At 46.9% G+C, this 16,084-nt stretch carries 14 protein-coding genes; 3 read left to right on the top strand and 11 right to left on the bottom strand.

Annotated elements, in window-relative coordinates; all coding sequences use genetic code 11:
• Positions 1 to 75 precede the first annotated feature (75 nt).
• The 11 genes from MHI55_RS05620 to MHI55_RS05570 all read right to left on the bottom strand — a co-directional run bounded on the left by MHI55_RS05620 (position 76) and on the right by MHI55_RS05570 (position 12,073).
• Positions 76 to 651, bottom strand: a complete 576-nt coding sequence (locus MHI55_RS05620; RefSeq protein WP_036606264.1) for a TerD family protein — start codon at positions 649 to 651, stop codon at positions 76 to 78.
• Between the two features lie 90 nt (positions 652 to 741).
• Complete coding sequence (locus MHI55_RS05615; protein WP_036672556.1) at positions 742 to 1,335, bottom strand: TerD family protein; 594 nt, start codon at positions 1,333 to 1,335, stop codon at positions 742 to 744.
• 35 nt (positions 1,336 to 1,370) lie between these two features.
• Positions 1,371 to 1,817, bottom strand: coding sequence for a tellurite resistance TerB family protein (locus MHI55_RS05610; RefSeq protein ID WP_036606259.1), 447 nt, complete (start codon positions 1,815 to 1,817; stop codon positions 1,371 to 1,373).
• Between the two features lie 343 nt (positions 1,818 to 2,160).
• Positions 2,161 to 3,816 carry an extracellular solute-binding protein gene (locus MHI55_RS05605; protein ID WP_083669860.1) on the bottom strand — a complete coding sequence of 552 codons (1,656 nt, stop codon included), beginning with the start codon at positions 3,814 to 3,816 and terminating at the stop codon, positions 2,161 to 2,163.
• Positions 3,817 to 3,876: 60 nt separating this feature from the next.
• Positions 3,877 to 4,746, bottom strand: a complete 870-nt coding sequence (locus MHI55_RS05600; protein ID WP_340389237.1) for a carbohydrate ABC transporter permease — start codon at positions 4,744 to 4,746, stop codon at positions 3,877 to 3,879.
• 14 nt (positions 4,747 to 4,760) lie between these two features.
• Entirely contained in the window at positions 4,761 to 5,678 is a 918-nt protein-coding gene (locus MHI55_RS05595) for an ABC transporter permease subunit (protein WP_051446994.1), read from the bottom strand.
• A 272-nt stretch (positions 5,679 to 5,950) separates the two neighbouring features.
• The gene (locus MHI55_RS05590) at positions 5,951 to 7,015 is read right to left on the bottom strand and encodes a response regulator (protein ID WP_340389235.1); all 1,065 of its coding nucleotides are present in this window, start codon (positions 7,013 to 7,015) and stop codon (positions 5,951 to 5,953) included.
• Positions 7,012 to 8,787, bottom strand: a complete 1,776-nt coding sequence (locus MHI55_RS05585) for a histidine kinase (protein WP_340389233.1) — start codon at positions 8,785 to 8,787, stop codon at positions 7,012 to 7,014. The genes MHI55_RS05590 and MHI55_RS05585 overlap by 4 nt, the downstream gene beginning before the upstream one ends.
• A gap of 227 nt (positions 8,788 to 9,014) precedes the next feature.
• Positions 9,015 to 9,905 carry a hypothetical protein gene (locus MHI55_RS05580; protein WP_101314686.1) on the bottom strand — a complete coding sequence of 297 codons (891 nt, stop codon included), beginning with the start codon at positions 9,903 to 9,905 and terminating at the stop codon, positions 9,015 to 9,017.
• A gap of 265 nt (positions 9,906 to 10,170) precedes the next feature.
• The gene (locus MHI55_RS05575) at positions 10,171 to 10,902 is read right to left on the bottom strand and encodes a nuclease-related domain-containing protein (protein WP_017690394.1); all 732 of its coding nucleotides are present in this window, start codon (positions 10,900 to 10,902) and stop codon (positions 10,171 to 10,173) included.
• Positions 10,903 to 11,179: 277 nt separating this feature from the next.
• Positions 11,180 to 12,073 carry an NAD(P)-dependent oxidoreductase gene (locus MHI55_RS05570; protein ID WP_036606250.1) on the bottom strand — a complete coding sequence of 298 codons (894 nt, stop codon included), beginning with the start codon at positions 12,071 to 12,073 and terminating at the stop codon, positions 11,180 to 11,182.
• A gap of 195 nt (positions 12,074 to 12,268) precedes the next feature.
• Between MHI55_RS05570 and MHI55_RS05565 the strand changes: the two genes are divergently transcribed.
• The 3 genes from MHI55_RS05565 to MHI55_RS05555 are packed head-to-tail and all read left to right on the top strand — an operon-like array spanning position 12,269 to position 16,024.
• The gene (locus MHI55_RS05565; protein WP_340389232.1) at positions 12,269 to 13,390 is read left to right on the top strand and encodes an endospore germination permease; all 1,122 of its coding nucleotides are present in this window, start codon (positions 12,269 to 12,271) and stop codon (positions 13,388 to 13,390) included.
• The gene (locus MHI55_RS05560; protein WP_235193878.1) at positions 13,362 to 14,864 is read left to right on the top strand and encodes a spore germination protein; all 1,503 of its coding nucleotides are present in this window, start codon (positions 13,362 to 13,364) and stop codon (positions 14,862 to 14,864) included. The genes MHI55_RS05565 and MHI55_RS05560 overlap by 29 nt, the downstream gene beginning before the upstream one ends.
• Positions 14,861 to 16,024, top strand: a complete 1,164-nt coding sequence (locus MHI55_RS05555; protein WP_340389230.1) for a Ger(x)C family spore germination protein — start codon at positions 14,861 to 14,863, stop codon at positions 16,022 to 16,024. The genes MHI55_RS05560 and MHI55_RS05555 overlap by 4 nt, the downstream gene beginning before the upstream one ends.
• Positions 16,025 to 16,084 lie beyond the last annotated feature (60 nt).

Here is a 16,084-nt window from a genome sequence, read left to right as displayed (position 1 = left end):
CAAATATGTGATTAAATGAAAAGGAGAACCGTCCAGGAGACGGTTCTTCCCATCCTGTAAGTCGTACTGTACGTCCTATTGCAAACCGTAGTCGCGTGTCAATCCAACCAATCCATCTTGGTAACCACTACCGATGGCACTGAACTTCCACTCGCCGCTATGACGATACAATTCACCAACAACTACACCTGTTTCGATGGAGAAGTCTTCTCCCAGGTCGAAACGAATCAGTTCTTCGCTGTTTGCTTCGTTGACGATTCGCACATAAGCACGGGAGACTTGTCCGAAGTTCTGGCTACGTTCTGTAGCTTCGTAGATTGTAATGGAGAATGCAATTTTCTCTACATTCGCGGGTACGTTAGGCAGGTCGATATTGATCTGCTCATCATCACCATCGCCATCTCCTGTACGGTTGTCACCGGTGTGAACAACAGAACCATTTTCATTTTGTGGATTGTTGAAGAAGATGAAGTTTTTCTCGCCTTCTACTTTACCGTTTGCATTGGCACAGAATACCGATACATCCAGGTCAAAGTCTTTTCCGCCATCATACTTATTGGTATCCCAGCCCAAGCCTACTGTGATTTTTGTCAAACCTGGGTTCGTTTTAGTCAGATCGATTTTTTGACCTTTAGAGAGATTAATTGCCATCGTATGATCATCCTCGCTTATTTAAGTGTATTGTAGTTATCGTGACATATGAATATCAGGGTTATTGTCGATTTAGGTTAAATCTTGTACTTAGGAGTACCTGCGAGCGAGTTCATTGATATGTACCGCATGGGAACCCTCTCCAATTGCCGAGAATTTCCATTCGCCTCCATGACGATACAATTCACCACAGATCAACGCTGTTGAACCTGTGTAGTTTTCGGATAGATTGAACTTCACGAGCTCACTGGAATTTTTACCATCCAGAATACGAATATAAGCCTTCTCAATCATGCCAAAATCTTGCTTGCGATTGACACAATCGTAGATATTAACAACGATTAATACTTTATGAACATCAGCAGGAATACGGGACAGATCCATTTTGATCTGTTCGTCGTCACCGTCTCCCTGTCCTGTTAGATTGTCACCTGAATGGATAACCGAACGACATGCACTTTGCTTGTTGTGGAAGCAAACCAGGTTGGAGTCCTTGACCAACTTGCCTTCCTCATTCAACATGATCGCCGATGCATCACAATCGATATCCGCTTGTTTTTTTCTTCCAAAGAAACCTTTGGCAGTTACCGGGTCCCAACCGAGACCAGCAATCACCTCAGTAAGTCCTGCATTGCCTTTGGTTAAATCAATCTTTTGTCCTTTGACCAAATTAATGCTTGCCACTGATTTTCACCTCCCTTCATATGTAAAATAGCTACTTAGAGATTGAATTCACTCGGGTTCAGTCCAAGTACGATGCATATCTCGGCAACGACTCTTTTCTCCTGATCATCAAAGTTGCCGTCAGCTGAACCAATCGCACTGCATACACCCACAATAACGCGTCCTACATCCGGCTTGGCTTTGAATTTCCCAATGGCTTTCAGCGCTTCCTGCTTCCCGATCTCTGGAGAGAACTCAAAGTTCGCGACATAATGATTAAAGCGTGTAATCACTTCAGCCATATCAAATACTTTCAATTCCTGACTCAGGTTGATATAACCGGCCATCTTGTTCTTTTCCGCTTCGTCAATGGAACCATCTGCAAAAGCAACCAGTGCACAACCTGCAACCACGGCATCCATAAAATCTTTATTTTTAAACTTTTTGACTTGCTCTTCAAGTCCTTGTTTTGTTGAATTTAACCAGCTTTTAAATGAACTCATACTCAACCTCCAATAGTTTCAACCTGGTGTTCCGTACATTCTTTTCAAGATTTTTCAGTAACTTTCATGTCTACATCATGTTGAATATAAGTTAAATTATTCCTTAACTATACTCTGAAATACGGCAATTTTCTACATTAAAAAACAATTAATACCTTATGATACGCATCGTTCTGGATATAGTTTCAAGCGAGATGCGAGAACTTTCTCTTCACTTCATTTTTCAGTCAAATATTCCCCTATTTGAAGCCCAAACATAAAAAGGCTCTGATCAGGGGATCAGAGCGCTTATTTCTATCAACACCAAAATTATAAATTTCATGAATGATTTGAATCCGTGAATTTATTCCGATTTTTCAAAATCAGCCTGTTGTTGTTCATAGATTTCATAGAAGTCGTCCCAGACTAGTACATTATCCTTTTCCTTGCTCCACCAGTCTTTGTACCATGCTTCAATCTCCGGGCCCCCGCCTTGCTCCCACTTCTGCTGTGCTTCCGTTGCAGCCTGTTCGACTGTATATTTGCTTCCGCCAATGATGGAGCGGGTAAAGATATCGTTGATCGCTGTTGTCACATTGGTCAACTTCACCTGAAGCTCCTTGGGTAGCTGCGGCATATGTTCTGAATGGGTAACACCCTCTCCTACAGGAAGATCCGTCATGTATACCTCACGCGCTTCCTTGAATAGTCGAAGTCCTTCCTTCTGCGATGGGATCTCTTCGCTGAACAGCATTTCTGTGTACCCGCATTTGCCTTCCTCCAGACGGCTGTACAACATGGCGTAATCGCCTGCCCAGCTGATCTCCTGCTTATATTTCTCCTGATCCGAGATGCGCGGACAGCCTTGATCGTTCAGCGTATAATGCGTGTTTTCAAATCCATTTTTGAAGGTTCGACCTGACTCTGTTTTGGTCAGAAAATCGATATATTGCATAACTGCTTCCGGATTTTTGGCTCGTGAATTCACAGCTGCAGTCATCTGAACCGGGTTATTCCACACCATCGTGTGCTGTCCTACGGACGTGGTTGGCAGAGCGATAACCTTTAATTTGGCTTCAGGAACATTCTGCATCAGTGTATCCAGTTCCTTCGCTGCAAACCCGGTATAATCCGAAGTCATGGCCGCGTACATACCGATTTTGCCATTCAGGAAATCCTGCTTTGCCTTGGCCCCGTCCTTGTCGGTCAATAAGTCCTTATCCACCACTCCTGCTTCATATAATGCACGTTTGAATGCCGTGGCTTCTTTCATGTTGTTGGGACCAACCACCATCTCCCCGTCCTCCACATTCACCCAGTTGGCGTTGTACATATAGCGGAACAGACCCGCTGTATCGCCGAACTGAAATCCACCGATGCCGTATGTATCCTTAGCTCCGTTTCCATCGGGATCATTCTCCGTGAATGCCTTGGCTACCGCCAGCATCTCTTCCTCATTGGTCGGTACCTCCAGATTCAACTTTTCCAACCAGTCTTCCCGAATAAAAAAGCTCGTTAGTGGAAACACCTCGTTCATACGTCCCACTTCATAGAGCTTACCATCGCTTTTGATGCCAGCCTTCTTGAGCTGGGGATATTTCTCCATCAAGGCTTTGTATTCCACACTCGAGTTCTCGATCAACTCATCCAGTGGCATCAGCTGTTTTTGATTAAACAGAGTGTTACGGATGGGCGTACCGAATTCAAAAATGATATCCGGTGCACTGCCAGAAGCGAATAATACGTTAAGTTTCGACTGAGATTCCCAGCGGGGAACTGCTGTATATTTTACATTAGCCGGGCCATTCTCGTTAATCCACTTGGACCACATATTATCTTCGATCGTACCCATGCCGCTTGGGACCGCGCCCCGATCATAGATCGTTGACGTAATGTTCCCCCTGTTGCCTTCGCCTTCCGCCTGTTCGCTACCTTTACCTCCTGTACATCCCGCCAGCAAACCACCGATCAAGCCCAGAACGAGACCCGACTTCATCCATGCCTTCATCGTTAACGCCATAGATAAGACCCTCTTTCTCTCCTGTAATATGAACCCATGCGGGTTAACCCACAGCCTGCTTTAACCTTTAATTGATCCAAGCATGACCCCTTTAACGAAGTACTTCTGCAAGAACGGATACACTGCCAAAATGGGTATGACCATCACAATGACAGCTGCTGCCCGGATGCCTTCCGGGGTCAGATTCGATATCATCGTTGGATCAGTAAAATCCTGTACATTCAGATTGGACATAATCATATTTTGGACGAGCACGGTCATGTTGTATTTGGACGTATCATTGATATAAATCATCACACTCATGAACGAATTCCAGTAACCCACGCCGTAAAAGAGAGCAATAGTCGCCAGCAAAGGTTTGGATAATGGCAACACGATTCGGAACAAAAGCCCCAGTTCACCACAACCATCGATGCGCGCAGCCTCGTCCACTTCCCCCGGCAGATTTTCAAAATAAGATCGCATAATCAGCATGTTGTAAGTGCTTACCAGACCCGGTAGCCAAAGCGCGCCGTAACTGTTCACAAGACCGAGATTTTGCACAACCAAATAAGTCGGGATGAGTCCACCGTTAAAAATCATCGTGAACACCATCGCCATCGTAAAGAAGCGCCGGTGGTAAAAATGTCTACGTGACAGCGGATATGCCGCCATAATCGTCACCGCCATGCTGAGCCCTGTACCGATCAATGTGATCTCCACACTGTTCCAGAATGCATTCAGAATCGGCGTTCCCGTAATTAGGCTGTGATAGGAGAACCAGGTGAAATCGACGGGCCATAACCCCACTTGACCTGAAACAACCGCTCTCGCATCACTAAATGACAAAGCAACAATGTTCAGTAAGGGCAGGATACAGCTGACGGCAACCAATGACAACAATACATAATTGATTTGATAAAAGACTTTTTCTCCTTTGGTTTTTCTCATGCTGTTCTCCCTCCCTACCACAAACCTTCGTTAAATCGACGCGCGATATAATTTGCACTGAAAATGAGGATAAATGCAACCAGTGATTCGAACAATCCCATCGCTGTTGTCAGGCTGAACTGTGCTCCCTGTAGACCGGTGCGGTAGATATAGGTACTGATTACATCTGCTATCTCATTGACATTGGAATTCTGAAGCATATACACCTGGTCGAATCCGACCTCCATCACCCGCCCCATCGACAAAATCAGCAGGAGAATAATGGTAGAGCGTATACCCGGAAGGGTGACATGCCAGATCTGGCGCATTTTGCTGGCCCCATCCATCTGTGCAGCCTCGTATTGACTCGGATCAATGGTCGTTAGTGCCGCGAGAAAAATGATGGCATTAAAGCCCATGTCCTTCCATATCCCTGAGCCAACAAACACCGCTACCCACGAACCCTTGTTGTACATGAACGGATAAGGTGCTCCCGTCCAGGCCTCGACCCAGCGGTTGACGATCCCATTTTCCAAAGAGAAAACCGTCATGATCATCATCGCAATGATGACCCAGGAAAAGAAGTGTGGCATATAGACCACCGTCTGCACCGTTCGCTTAAAGGCCATGTTTCGCACTTCATTCAGCATAATGGCCAGAATGATCGGAATGGGAAACCCGATAATGATGCTTAACAGACTGAGGAACAAGGTGTTGCGAATAATCTCCACCGTGCGCGGATCACTGAACAGCGTCTGAAAATGCTGAAAGCCCACCCATGGACTGTTCCACAGCCCATCATAGAAGTTGTAATCCTTAAAGGCCATGACCAGCCCTCCGATGGGTGCATAACGAAAGGTAAGGTAGAACATAATCACCGGAACAAACATCAAGATTAACGGAATATTCATCTTGAATCGTCGAAGCCGCTGCTGCCGAAGCCGCTGCTTCATCTCACTGTCCGGCGGTTGTAATCCAGACGGCGGACCTGCGGTCAGTTCTCCCTTCACATCCATCACTCCTCTCTGCTGTTGATGTACTATAGTTGTATTTTAGATAAAAATGTAAGCGTAAACATTTGTTATTTAACGATCCTTTTATAATTTTCTACGCAAAAATAACCCCACATGGTGGGGTTGACCTTGGAAACGAACAGATATTAAGAGAAGGCTTCTCTTTAATTTGAGACCCTGCAGCAGTTCGAGGGGGATTGCTACCGGGCACTTCACTTGGCTACTTGCTTGCGATATTCGCGGGGTGATACCCCCGTCATCTGTTTGAATACGGTTGTAAAATAACTGGAGTTATCGAACCCGGTCAGTTCCGCGATATCTGCCATACTCTGCCGAGTGCTGTGCAGCAGCAGCTTCGCCTTATCAATTCGGCGCTTGCTGACATATTGGCTGAAGCCTTGTCCTGTCTCTTTTTTGAACAAATGGCTTAAGTAGTTGGGAGTCACATGAACATGGGCAGCCACGGCCTGCAACGTACATGTGCTGGAATAGTTCATTTCAATATACTGTATAACTCGTGTAACGACATGATCCTGCTGTTCCTGAGTTAGCCGCATTATCATATCCACCCACTCTTCGCTCTTGCATCTGGCCCAAGCGATGACTTCAGGTATGGTATGAATCCAGAGTAGTGGATCTGGGGCAGTTGAGTCCATACCACTGGATTCCTGAGGCTGAAGCTGTTGTACCCGTAAGTCCGTCATGACCTTCATAAGCATATGAATCTCCGCTTTGCCTTGTGACAAGCTCATCCCGGACGCTTCTTCTAGCAACATCTCGATCCGATTCATTATCGATCCGAATTGATGGTGGAGCAGCAACAAAGTCAGTTCCTCTCGCAGTCTCTCGGTACGGTCCACCTGGCTGTATTGTTCCCTGATCCGAATGTCGGACTGTTTTCGGCGATATCGTTCATGTGCCTTTTGTAACACCTGGCATGCTTCATCGAGCGAGAACGGCTTTAACAAAAATTCAATTGCTCCATATCGGATGGCACGCTGTGCATATTCGAACTCTCGATAACCTGTCAAAATGATAATCATAATGTCCAGTCCACTCTCGTGTATGCGTTCAGCCAAATCTAGACCATCCATCACAGGCATGTTGATGTCCGTAATGATTAGATCAGGTGTGCAGCTGTGTACAGCCTGTATCGCTTCTTCTCCATCGGCCGCTTCCCCAACAACCTCCCAACCGAGGGGGTTATTGCGAACCAGATGAATCAGACCCTGACGAAATAATGCTTCATCATCCACTACAAGCATACGTCCATTCAACAGAACCTACTCCTCTCAGTCACCTGAATTTCCCGGCATAAGTCCTCACCGATCTGATAAGGCAAACAAAGACGTACTAGCGTACCCTCTCCCACAGTCGACTCGATCTGTACACCGTAGGGTTCACCGTGAATCAACTCAATTCTTCGAAGTACACTCCGCATGCCAATGTGCTGACGTTCCTCATCGGCATGTGCCACTGGCTTCATAATGCGTTCAATGACCGATGCGTGCATGCCGCAGCCGTTATCTGAAATTTCGATGATGAGCAGATCCGGCTCTCCTTCATGCCCGTTTTGCCGCGAGCCACGAATCTCCAGATGGCGGTTGTTCCTTTTGTCCGAGAAGGCATGAACAAAAACATTCTCCACGATGGGCTGAAGCAACAGCCGGATCACCTGACAGCGAAGCAATTCAGCAGGAACGGCAATTTCAATCGACAAGGCTTCCTGATACCGGGCCTGCTGAATCTGCAGGTAGTGATCTATTTGCTTCATCTCATCCTGAACGGTCGTCAGTTGCTGCACGGGTTCCAGCGTATACTGCAGCATCTCGGACAAGGCAGTGACCAGGCGAGCCGATTTCTCATCACCAAGCATATAGAACTTCCAGAAAAACATGCTCAGCGTGTTATACAGAAAATGGGGATTCAGCTGGGCCTGAATAGCTTTGAGTTCAGCCTCTTTTTCACTGAGTTCGCGCTCGTACACTTCATGTATAAGCGTATCAATCCGGGAAGCCATTGCATTGAATCGTTCACCGATGAAACCGAGCTCATCCCGTGTCTCGATCCGTACCCGTGTATCGAACTGTCCATCACGCACTCTTTTCATCGCGTTGACTAGACTCGCAAGTGGACGCAACAGTCTGCCGCTAATTACGGTAATGATGAACCAGGAGCATAATATGCTGGCTACTGCAGAGAACACAGCAACTTTTACAATAATCTTTCCCTTGTTCTGAATCTGAGCCAGTGAGACCTTGCTGACCAGGGTGAAGCCCGCTTTGTCTGACGTTTGCTTCGTATACAATTGGGTTGTTCCCTGCTCGTCCCTGATCTCCGTCGCCCCTAGGCTTAGCTCGGTAAGTGGTGGTGGATCCGCATCCTGATTATGAAAGGCATATAGAAGCTCACCATCTGCGTCAAACAAGTAGACAGCAACTTCCTCGTTCAGTCGCAGATCTTTGAGATACGATTCGAACAACGAGGTGTTAAACAGAATTAACATGACGCCATAGGTCTCCAGATCAACAGACCGCATTAATCGTCCCGCCAGAATCCAATTGGATTGTTCCTCCTGCAAGAAGGCATCCGGCCCCAAACGATTCCAACCATATTCGCCGCCCGTTCCTTCCAGTCTATGAACCATCTCTGCCAGATAGGAAGGATCCATCTGTTGAAATGAGCCAGCAAAGGCACCGAGATTAAATATGTTTTCCTTCAGGTCATATATGCGGAGCCCCATGATCTCCGGTGCATCCAGCCTTACCTGATACAACTGATCATCCAGTTCATCTTCTAGCTTCATCTGATCATAGGACGAGATGCCAGAGGTCTGTGCTTTGATGGCATTTTTTACGGAGGGATTCAGTGTGATATAATCGGTGACTTTATACATGTCGTGTACCCTGGAATCCAGACGTGCAAGAATCTGCTCTGCGGTAAGACTATACTGGCGACTGACCTCTTCATTGAACAGGTCGATATGGATGCGATAGGTGATCAACCCTGTGATTCCGGAGATTAAGACCGTTGCGGTAGATAAAAACAAGATTAGCTTCGTTTTAAATTTAAAGCGTTTACAAAAGTTCATCCACCACATCTTTCCCACACCTCACCTATATTCCGGACATGTCTTACTCCTAAAAACATATCATACACCTATTGGAAAAAACCAGAAAAACCCTGACCCCGCTTCAATCGGTAGTCAGAGTTTGAAGGCATGTGATCCAGACATGTTACCGGGATGATCCAGATTAACTCTGGATCACGGCATTTTTATTCCCCGTAAATCTCTTTGATCCGTTCTTCCTCATTCGTAGACAACAGAACATTAAGCAACCCCATGGCATTATTGGCATCGGTTCTCGTCGTCTTGTACATCTCAGCAAACGCCGCTTCATCCTGCTCCGGGTCCATCGCAGCAAGCTTGCCCCATGACGTGCGTGCTTTGTCGTATAGCGTACTCAACGTAATGTCACGCGGATGCTGTGCAACAGGTGCCATGGATTCAAATTTCGCTGTGACCCTGAAGAAATCCTTGGAATCCTGGAACGATGTACTGCTATAATCCTTATTTTTCATCGCATCTTCAGTGATCAGTAGACCTTCACGGGCGATAAACAGTGTTTTCACCATGGCACGCTCCAGATTGGTTGCTTCTTCCCAAGTTATATAAGATTCGTCAGGTGCTTGTACGGTTGTGAAAAATGGAAAGGCATCATCAATTAACCGCTGCGAATCGGAATGAATCGGCACCCCTGCATTCATGTCCACAACGGCATCGCTATAATTGGCTACATTAATATTTTTGGAACCTGCCTCACTGACCCGACGCACCGGATAATCATTCAGAGGGACACGGATATAACCAAGTTTATCCGCATACTGCTGCTTCAACTCTTCCAATGTGGAGTCCTTTCCAATCTTGCCGTCGTCAGCTGAAGAAGCTTCTTCTGTAGCTGAACCTATCTCATCACTCCCATTCGAACCGGTTGCTGTGGTTTCTGTTACGGCAGCATTCGAGCTGCTTGTTTCTGATGAAGCAACTTCTGTACCGGAAGCAGACTCCGGCGATGACGTCTCTTTCGCTCCGCCACCACAAGCTGTCAGAATCGCTGCCAAACCAAGCATAACTGTGAACGTCTTTATCGTATAATTCCATTTCATCGTATAATCTTCCCCTATCGTATGTATATTCCTGAGAACCATTAACCTCTGCTCCAAGACTTGAACACTTACTTACAAAAATATCCTTTCATATAACATGCTTGATTCACACAATTGGATATGGTCTACATTCTATCATAAGTTAAAAACCGGTTGTATACGACGATATACCTGTGTCTAAAGCCTTTTACTAGGCGCGCATTAACTACCACCGCAACGCAAAAACACTGCCGCCCATATGGACAACAGTGTTTGTGAAGCGTAATTATTTGATCCCTTTAGCCTTCTCCATATGCTCTGACCGAATCTGAGGATCGGTGGAATTAACCGATGATAACAGAGCGTAGATCGCCTGGATATCTTTCTCTTGAAATACGGTTTCGGGAACCTCAGTCTCAAGTCGTTCCGTCTTGCGCTGAATCGTTTCCACCAATTCATGATCGTAGATGATCAGTTCATCCGAATTCACATACCTCACAGCAGGATCAACACTGATGCGGCATCGGTTGGTGAAGGTCACCATAGAGACGAGACGTACTCTTTTGTAGTCTCCAAGGTGTGCATGGATGGCTTCCACATGTGCACGATGCTGCATAAGTGGATTGTACATTTTGACCCGGCTGCTGCTGACCGACCAATTGGCCTCTCTTCTTCCACCGCGAATCTCACCTGTCGTCAGATTTCTGGTTTCGATCACAAAGATTGCCCGAGGGCCGATCACAACATGATCAATCTGCGAATAACCGGAGCGTGACTTCGGATTGGTAACGAGCAGGTCGTTCAGCACTTTATATTGACTTGGAAGACCTATCAGCTGATCTGCTGTACTAGGCTCCTCCGGCTGACGTGTCCAATCCCCTTCCGCTTTTTTCTTGCGCTTACTTCGGACCATACGCGGGGGAATGGTTGTCGTTGATGGTAACGCTGAAGCGGAGGCTGTAATCTGGTTCGCAAGCTCTGGTTGTGTCTTGAACAGAGACAGGATTTTCTTGAACATGGGCAAGCTCCGTTCTATTATAGTGTGGGTTACGGGTGACCATTACAGGAGGAATAACATCCTTTGACACATTCATTATGTAAACTTCTATTACTTATGTCGGATAAAGCGGGGTAAAAATAAAGGGAAAACGATCAAAATCTCTCCAAGACGTAAAGTACATATGAACATTTAACCAATTTCGTGACTTTAGACGCATAAATAAACCGCAAAATTGAAAAAAACAGCGCAACCCTTTCCTGAATAGAAAAAGAATACGCTGCTGTTCTCTTGGTTGTTAAGCCTGAAGATAATAGGTGTAGAGCACCTGAGTACCCTTCTCTTCCAGACCATTATTCGCTATTTCCTGATACAGAGATTCGGCCAAAGCCAACCCAGGCGTTTTCATGCCCATCGCTTTTGCAGACTCCAGTGCAATTCCCATATCTTTGATAAAATGTTTCACATAGAATCCAGGCTCATAATCGCCTGCGATCATGCGCGGACCGAGATTGCTGAGCGACCAGCTTCCGGCTGCACCGGTAGCAATGCTCTTCAGCACGGTCTCCGCGTCCAGACCAGACGTCTTGGCATAGGCAAGTGCTTCGCATACGCCCATCATGCCAGAGGCAATGGCAATCTGGTTGCACATTTTGGTATGCTGCCCGGCTCCCGCCTTGCCTTGCAACACAATGTTGGTGCCCATCTGCTCAAACAGCGGACGCACAGCTTCAAAGGCCTCCGAACTACCACCAACCATAATGGACAACTTCGCGTTCTGCGCTCCGATATCACCGCCCGATACAGGCGCGTCCAGTGCATGCAGTCCTTTGGCTTCCGCAGCTTCAAAGATTCGTGCAGCCAGTAACGGACTGGATGTTGTCATATCAATCAGATATGAACCCGGTTTGGCATTGGCTACGAGACCATCCTCACCGAGATAAATCTCCTCTACATCTTTCGGATACCCCACCATTGTGATGATGACATCACACGCGGCAGCCAGTTTGCCTGGTGTGTCATGCCATACGGCACCTTCCTTCACCAATGCTTCCGCTTTGGCAGCAGTTCGCGTGTACACATGCAGCGGATATCCCGCTTGCTGGATGTGCCCAGCCATGCTTTTACCCATCACGCCTGTACCAATAAAGCCAACTTTTGTCTCTCCAGGTGCCTTCGTTGTATTTGTCATCGCAGGTTTCCTCCCTATTTCTCTATGCTTCGCTCAGTGCTTGTCTTCGACATTCCTATATCTGTATGTTAAAGCTTTCTGCGTAGTCCGTCCATATCGCTTGCAGCTTTCTGTGAAAAAATCTGAAAAAGGAATCAACTTCCTGTATGCTGTACAACCTAACGGAAACTTCCTTCATTGGAAAGGAGGATTCGCATGAGTCGTGAAAAAGGTCAAATTACCATTTGGTTGTCCTTTTCCATCATTTTATTAAGTGCCGGACTGGTCTGCCATGTCTTGTCCATTCCAGGAATTCTCGAAGCAGCAGGCAGGGATGGATGGTTGTCTGTCGTAGCGGCTGGCCCTTTTTTCATGTTGTTTCTATGCATGATGTATATCATCATTCGGCGAGTACGTGGACAGCGATTAACAGATTGGATTACGCGAGAATTCGGGGCGGTCCCTTCCTGGATCTTCCGAATCTCCGCTTCCATTCTGTTATTCACGCTTGGCACACATACGTTGTATGAGACAACCAACTGGACCGTATCCACGTATCTTCAATTCACACCTCCTTATGTTCTGGCAGGTGGCGGAGCACTGGTTGCTGCGTGGGCAGCGGCTAAAGGCATACGCTCCATTGCGATGACTTCCAGTCTGCTGCTGCCCTTTGTCATTTTGCTTGGTTATTTTGTAATGTCCGCCAATATGAAATACAAAGACTACAGTCTATTGTTCCCGATTATGGAGAACGGCATGGGTCCCGTGTGGCGGGGCATGATCTACTCTCTTGCCGGGCTTATGGAAATCTGGATTATTATGTTGTTCCAACATGAAGTCAAAGGCAAAATTCGTTGGTGGCATGTTCTGATCCTTGGCGTGTTTATGCTCAGTATGGCGATCGGTCCCACGATCGGAGCCATCGTGGAGTTTGGCCCAGAAGAAGCAGCCAAACAACGAAACAGTCCCTATGAGCAATGGAAACTTGTGAATATAGGCAAGCTGCTGCAGCACGTTGATTTTCTATCCATCTATCAGTGGCTTAGTGGTTCCTTTGCAAGGGTGGCCATATCCATGTATCTCATCGTGGATCTGCTGAATTTCCGCAGACCGAAGAAACGATATATCGCGATTCTCACCATTACCGTCATCATGAGCTTCATGGCGATGCAATGGTGGCGCATTGATTACGTGGATTATTATGTGGACCATATTCAGTTCCCGGTCATGCTCGCTTATGTATCCATCGTTACCGTAATATTGACCATTGCTTCATTAATCCACAAAAAGGACAAGGAGGCTCCCAAACGTGCCGATCTCAACCCAACCCAAGAATAATCCTGACGTTGAACCGTTCCGAATGAACGAGCATAACCTGAATACCTTTTTTGCCGGATCTGATGATGTCATCATCAATAGTCATATGATCGGAGAACCTCCGATGCAAATCCTTATGACCTATTGCAGCGGTATGGTAGATAGTGAAGCGATCTACCATATTATTCTCCCGGAACTCAAACGAACATATGAAAATACACACTTTATCCGTACATCCGACATTGAAAAGTGCATCAGCCTGGATTGGACCCGAATGGATCTGGAAGATCCGGCATTTGGAACTGAACTGATGTCTCTCCGTGTTTTTGAAGGCCATATGTTAATCTGTATTCCTTCCCTGCAAACCATGTGGAGTATTGATATATCTAACATCCCTACTCGGACACCGGAGGAATCGACCACCGAAGTTTCGATCCGCGGGGCAAGAGATGGGTTCATTGAACCACTTGCCGTCAATGTTGCCTTGATACGCACCCGTCTGCGTACGAACCAACTTGCCTGCAATATCGAACTGATCGGTACACGTTCTGCAACCAAGGTGGCTTTGATGTATATCAAAAATATCGCCAATCCGGAGCTGATCGAGGACGTTCAGGATCGGTTGCGTAAGATTGAGACCGAACGCATCTTGACCGCCAATGAACTGGAAGAGTTGCTGTCACCTTCGAAAATTACTTTGTTTCCCGTCACCCATTATACGGGCAGGCCTGACTTTGCTGCAGAATGTCTCCTGAACGGACGTTTTATCCTCATTGTCGACGGCAATCCCAGCGCCATTATTGGGCCAGTCAATTTGTTTCTTTTGCTCAAATCCCCGGAGGATGCCAGCTTTCCCTTCTTGCCTGTGAACGTAGGACGGATGCTGCGCTTTCTTGGCCTGATGATCACCGTGTTCCTGCCCGGATTCTATATTGCGCTGACATCCTTTCATATGGATCAGATCCCCTTTCCTCTAGTCGCGACGATCTCGGTTGGACGCATGGGACTTCCGATGGAATCGGGAATGGAGATGTTTCTCATTATGCTGCTGATGGAGCTGTTCCGTGAGGCAGGGGTACGTTTGCCAAGTGCCATCGGCCAGACATTAACCGTCGTTGGAGGTCTGATTATCGGTGATTCCGCCATTCGAGCCGGCATGGTCTCTCCCCTCATGATTGTCATCATCGCAGTTACCGTCGTAGCTGGAGCAACCATTGTGAATCAGGTCATGACCAGTTCTGTGCTGATCCTGCGGTTCCTTTGTTTTGTCTTGGGGGCATCCCTCGGCATCTATGGGTTCATCCTGTCGTTGATTCTGTTCCTCATCTACTTGACCGATCTCAAATCATTTGGCATTCCGTATCTCACGCCGCTAACACCGCTTCATTTCAAACAAGCGATAGCTTCATTATTCAAACTGCCAAAGGGGTTAGGTAAACGAAGACCCGTCTATCTTGAGACTCAAGAACCGCGTAAGAAAGGAAACGGACGATGAAACACTTGTTACAGCGATGTTTGCTGGGTCTGTTAAGCCTATCGATGTGCGTGATGACGAGTGGGTGCTGGAGTGCCTTTGAGATTCAACAGGTAGACTACGCCAAAGCATTTGGGATTGATTATAAGGACGGCATGTATCACCTGTATGTACAAACGCTGGATTTTGCCAGTGTCGCCAAAAGTGAAAGTTCAACCAAAAGTGCAGATACACCGCCTGTATGGGTCGGACATGCCGAAGGGAAGACCATGAGTCTGGCGCTGAACGAACTGTTCCGTACGGCTCAATTACACATGGCTTGGGGGCATGTGACAGCCATCGTTATGGCTGAAGGTGTGCTGACCAGCAAACACATCAAAGAAGTGTTCGACATGCTGGGACGATTTCCAGAATCCCGTTATACAACCTGGGTGTACGGAACACGAGAGCCTCTGGAGAAAATCCTGAGTGCAACGTCCATCTATAATATGTCGCCACTGGACAGCATTCTTCACAACCCGCTCCCCACGTACATGGAAGAATCGTTGTACCCGCCTGTGCTTAGCTTTAAGCTCATTGCAACACATAATGATCCGGCTACCACGACGTATCTGCCGAGTCTTGCATTGAACAATACCCAGTGGGCTGAGAATGAGAAGAAACATGATTTGTTTCTGGTGGAAGGGGCCTTTTTCGAGAAGACTGGCTATGACTTTGAATACTTTCCACGCAGTCAGCTTCCCGGTTATCACTGGCTAATTAAGGACATGCGGCGTGCCCCCTTACTAGTCCAGAAGGATGGAACGATCTACGGGGCGCTCAGTGTAGGGTTGCCAAAGATCAAAATTAAACCTGTCATTCAGGGTGAAGACGTTACGTTCAACATTGATGCCCACTACCTAACTGCCCTGTACGAATACCTGGTGCCCACTTCTTATGAAGAGATGATCCAGATCAGTGAAGTGAAGTTGCGGGAGCAGATCATGCAGACCTATCGTCACGGCCTTGAGCGTGGTGTGGATATTTACGGTCTTCAGGAGAAGCTGTATCGCAAAAATCCAAAGCTCTGGCGTAAGTTATCCAACAACGGGAGCAAGATGATGCTTACGGAAGACTCGATTCAGGATCTGAAAATCCATCTCACGATTCCTTATACAGGGAAATATAAACGGAAAGTGTAGGAAACGCGTAAAACACCCCTTGTCCGTCTGGAGCCGGATAAGGGGTTTTAAGTTTATGAT

Source organism: Paenibacillus sp. FSL E2-0151 (genome assembly GCF_037993015.1).
In the GTDB taxonomy this organism is placed as follows: domain Bacteria; phylum Bacillota; class Bacilli; order Paenibacillales; family Paenibacillaceae; genus Paenibacillus; species Paenibacillus amylolyticus.
This window is presented reverse-complemented; position numbering and strand designations above follow the sequence as displayed.

What these genes read in the sequence shown, in the direction of transcription:
- MHI55_RS05620 (WP_036606264.1), bottom strand. Translation starts at nt 651, where the DNA reads ATGGCAATTAATCTCTCTAAAGGTCAAAAAATCGATCTGACTAAAACG.
- MHI55_RS05595 (WP_051446994.1), bottom strand. Translation starts at nt 5,678, where the DNA reads ATGAAGCAGCGGCTTCGGCAGCAGCGGCTTCGACGATTCAAGATGAAT.
- MHI55_RS05580 (WP_101314686.1), bottom strand. Translation starts at nt 9,905, where the DNA reads ATGAAATGGAATTATACGATAAAGACGTTCACAGTTATGCTTGGTTTG.
- MHI55_RS05565 (WP_340389232.1), top strand. Translation starts at nt 12,269, where the DNA reads ATGAGTCGTGAAAAAGGTCAAATTACCATTTGGTTGTCCTTTTCCATC.
- MHI55_RS05605 (WP_083669860.1), bottom strand. Translation starts at nt 3,816, where the DNA reads ATGGCGTTAACGATGAAGGCATGGATGAAGTCGGGTCTCGTTCTGGGC.
- MHI55_RS05575 (WP_017690394.1), bottom strand. Translation starts at nt 10,902, where the DNA reads ATGTTCAAGAAAATCCTGTCTCTGTTCAAGACACAACCAGAGCTTGCG.
- MHI55_RS05610 (WP_036606259.1), bottom strand. Translation starts at nt 1,817, where the DNA reads ATGAGTTCATTTAAAAGCTGGTTAAATTCAACAAAACAAGGACTTGAA.
- MHI55_RS05600 (WP_340389237.1), bottom strand. Translation starts at nt 4,746, where the DNA reads ATGAGAAAAACCAAAGGAGAAAAAGTCTTTTATCAAATCAATTATGTA.
- MHI55_RS05555 (WP_340389230.1), top strand. Translation starts at nt 14,861, where the DNA reads ATGAAACACTTGTTACAGCGATGTTTGCTGGGTCTGTTAAGCCTATCG.
- MHI55_RS05570 (WP_036606250.1), bottom strand. Translation starts at nt 12,073, where the DNA reads ATGACAAATACAACGAAGGCACCTGGAGAGACAAAAGTTGGCTTTATT.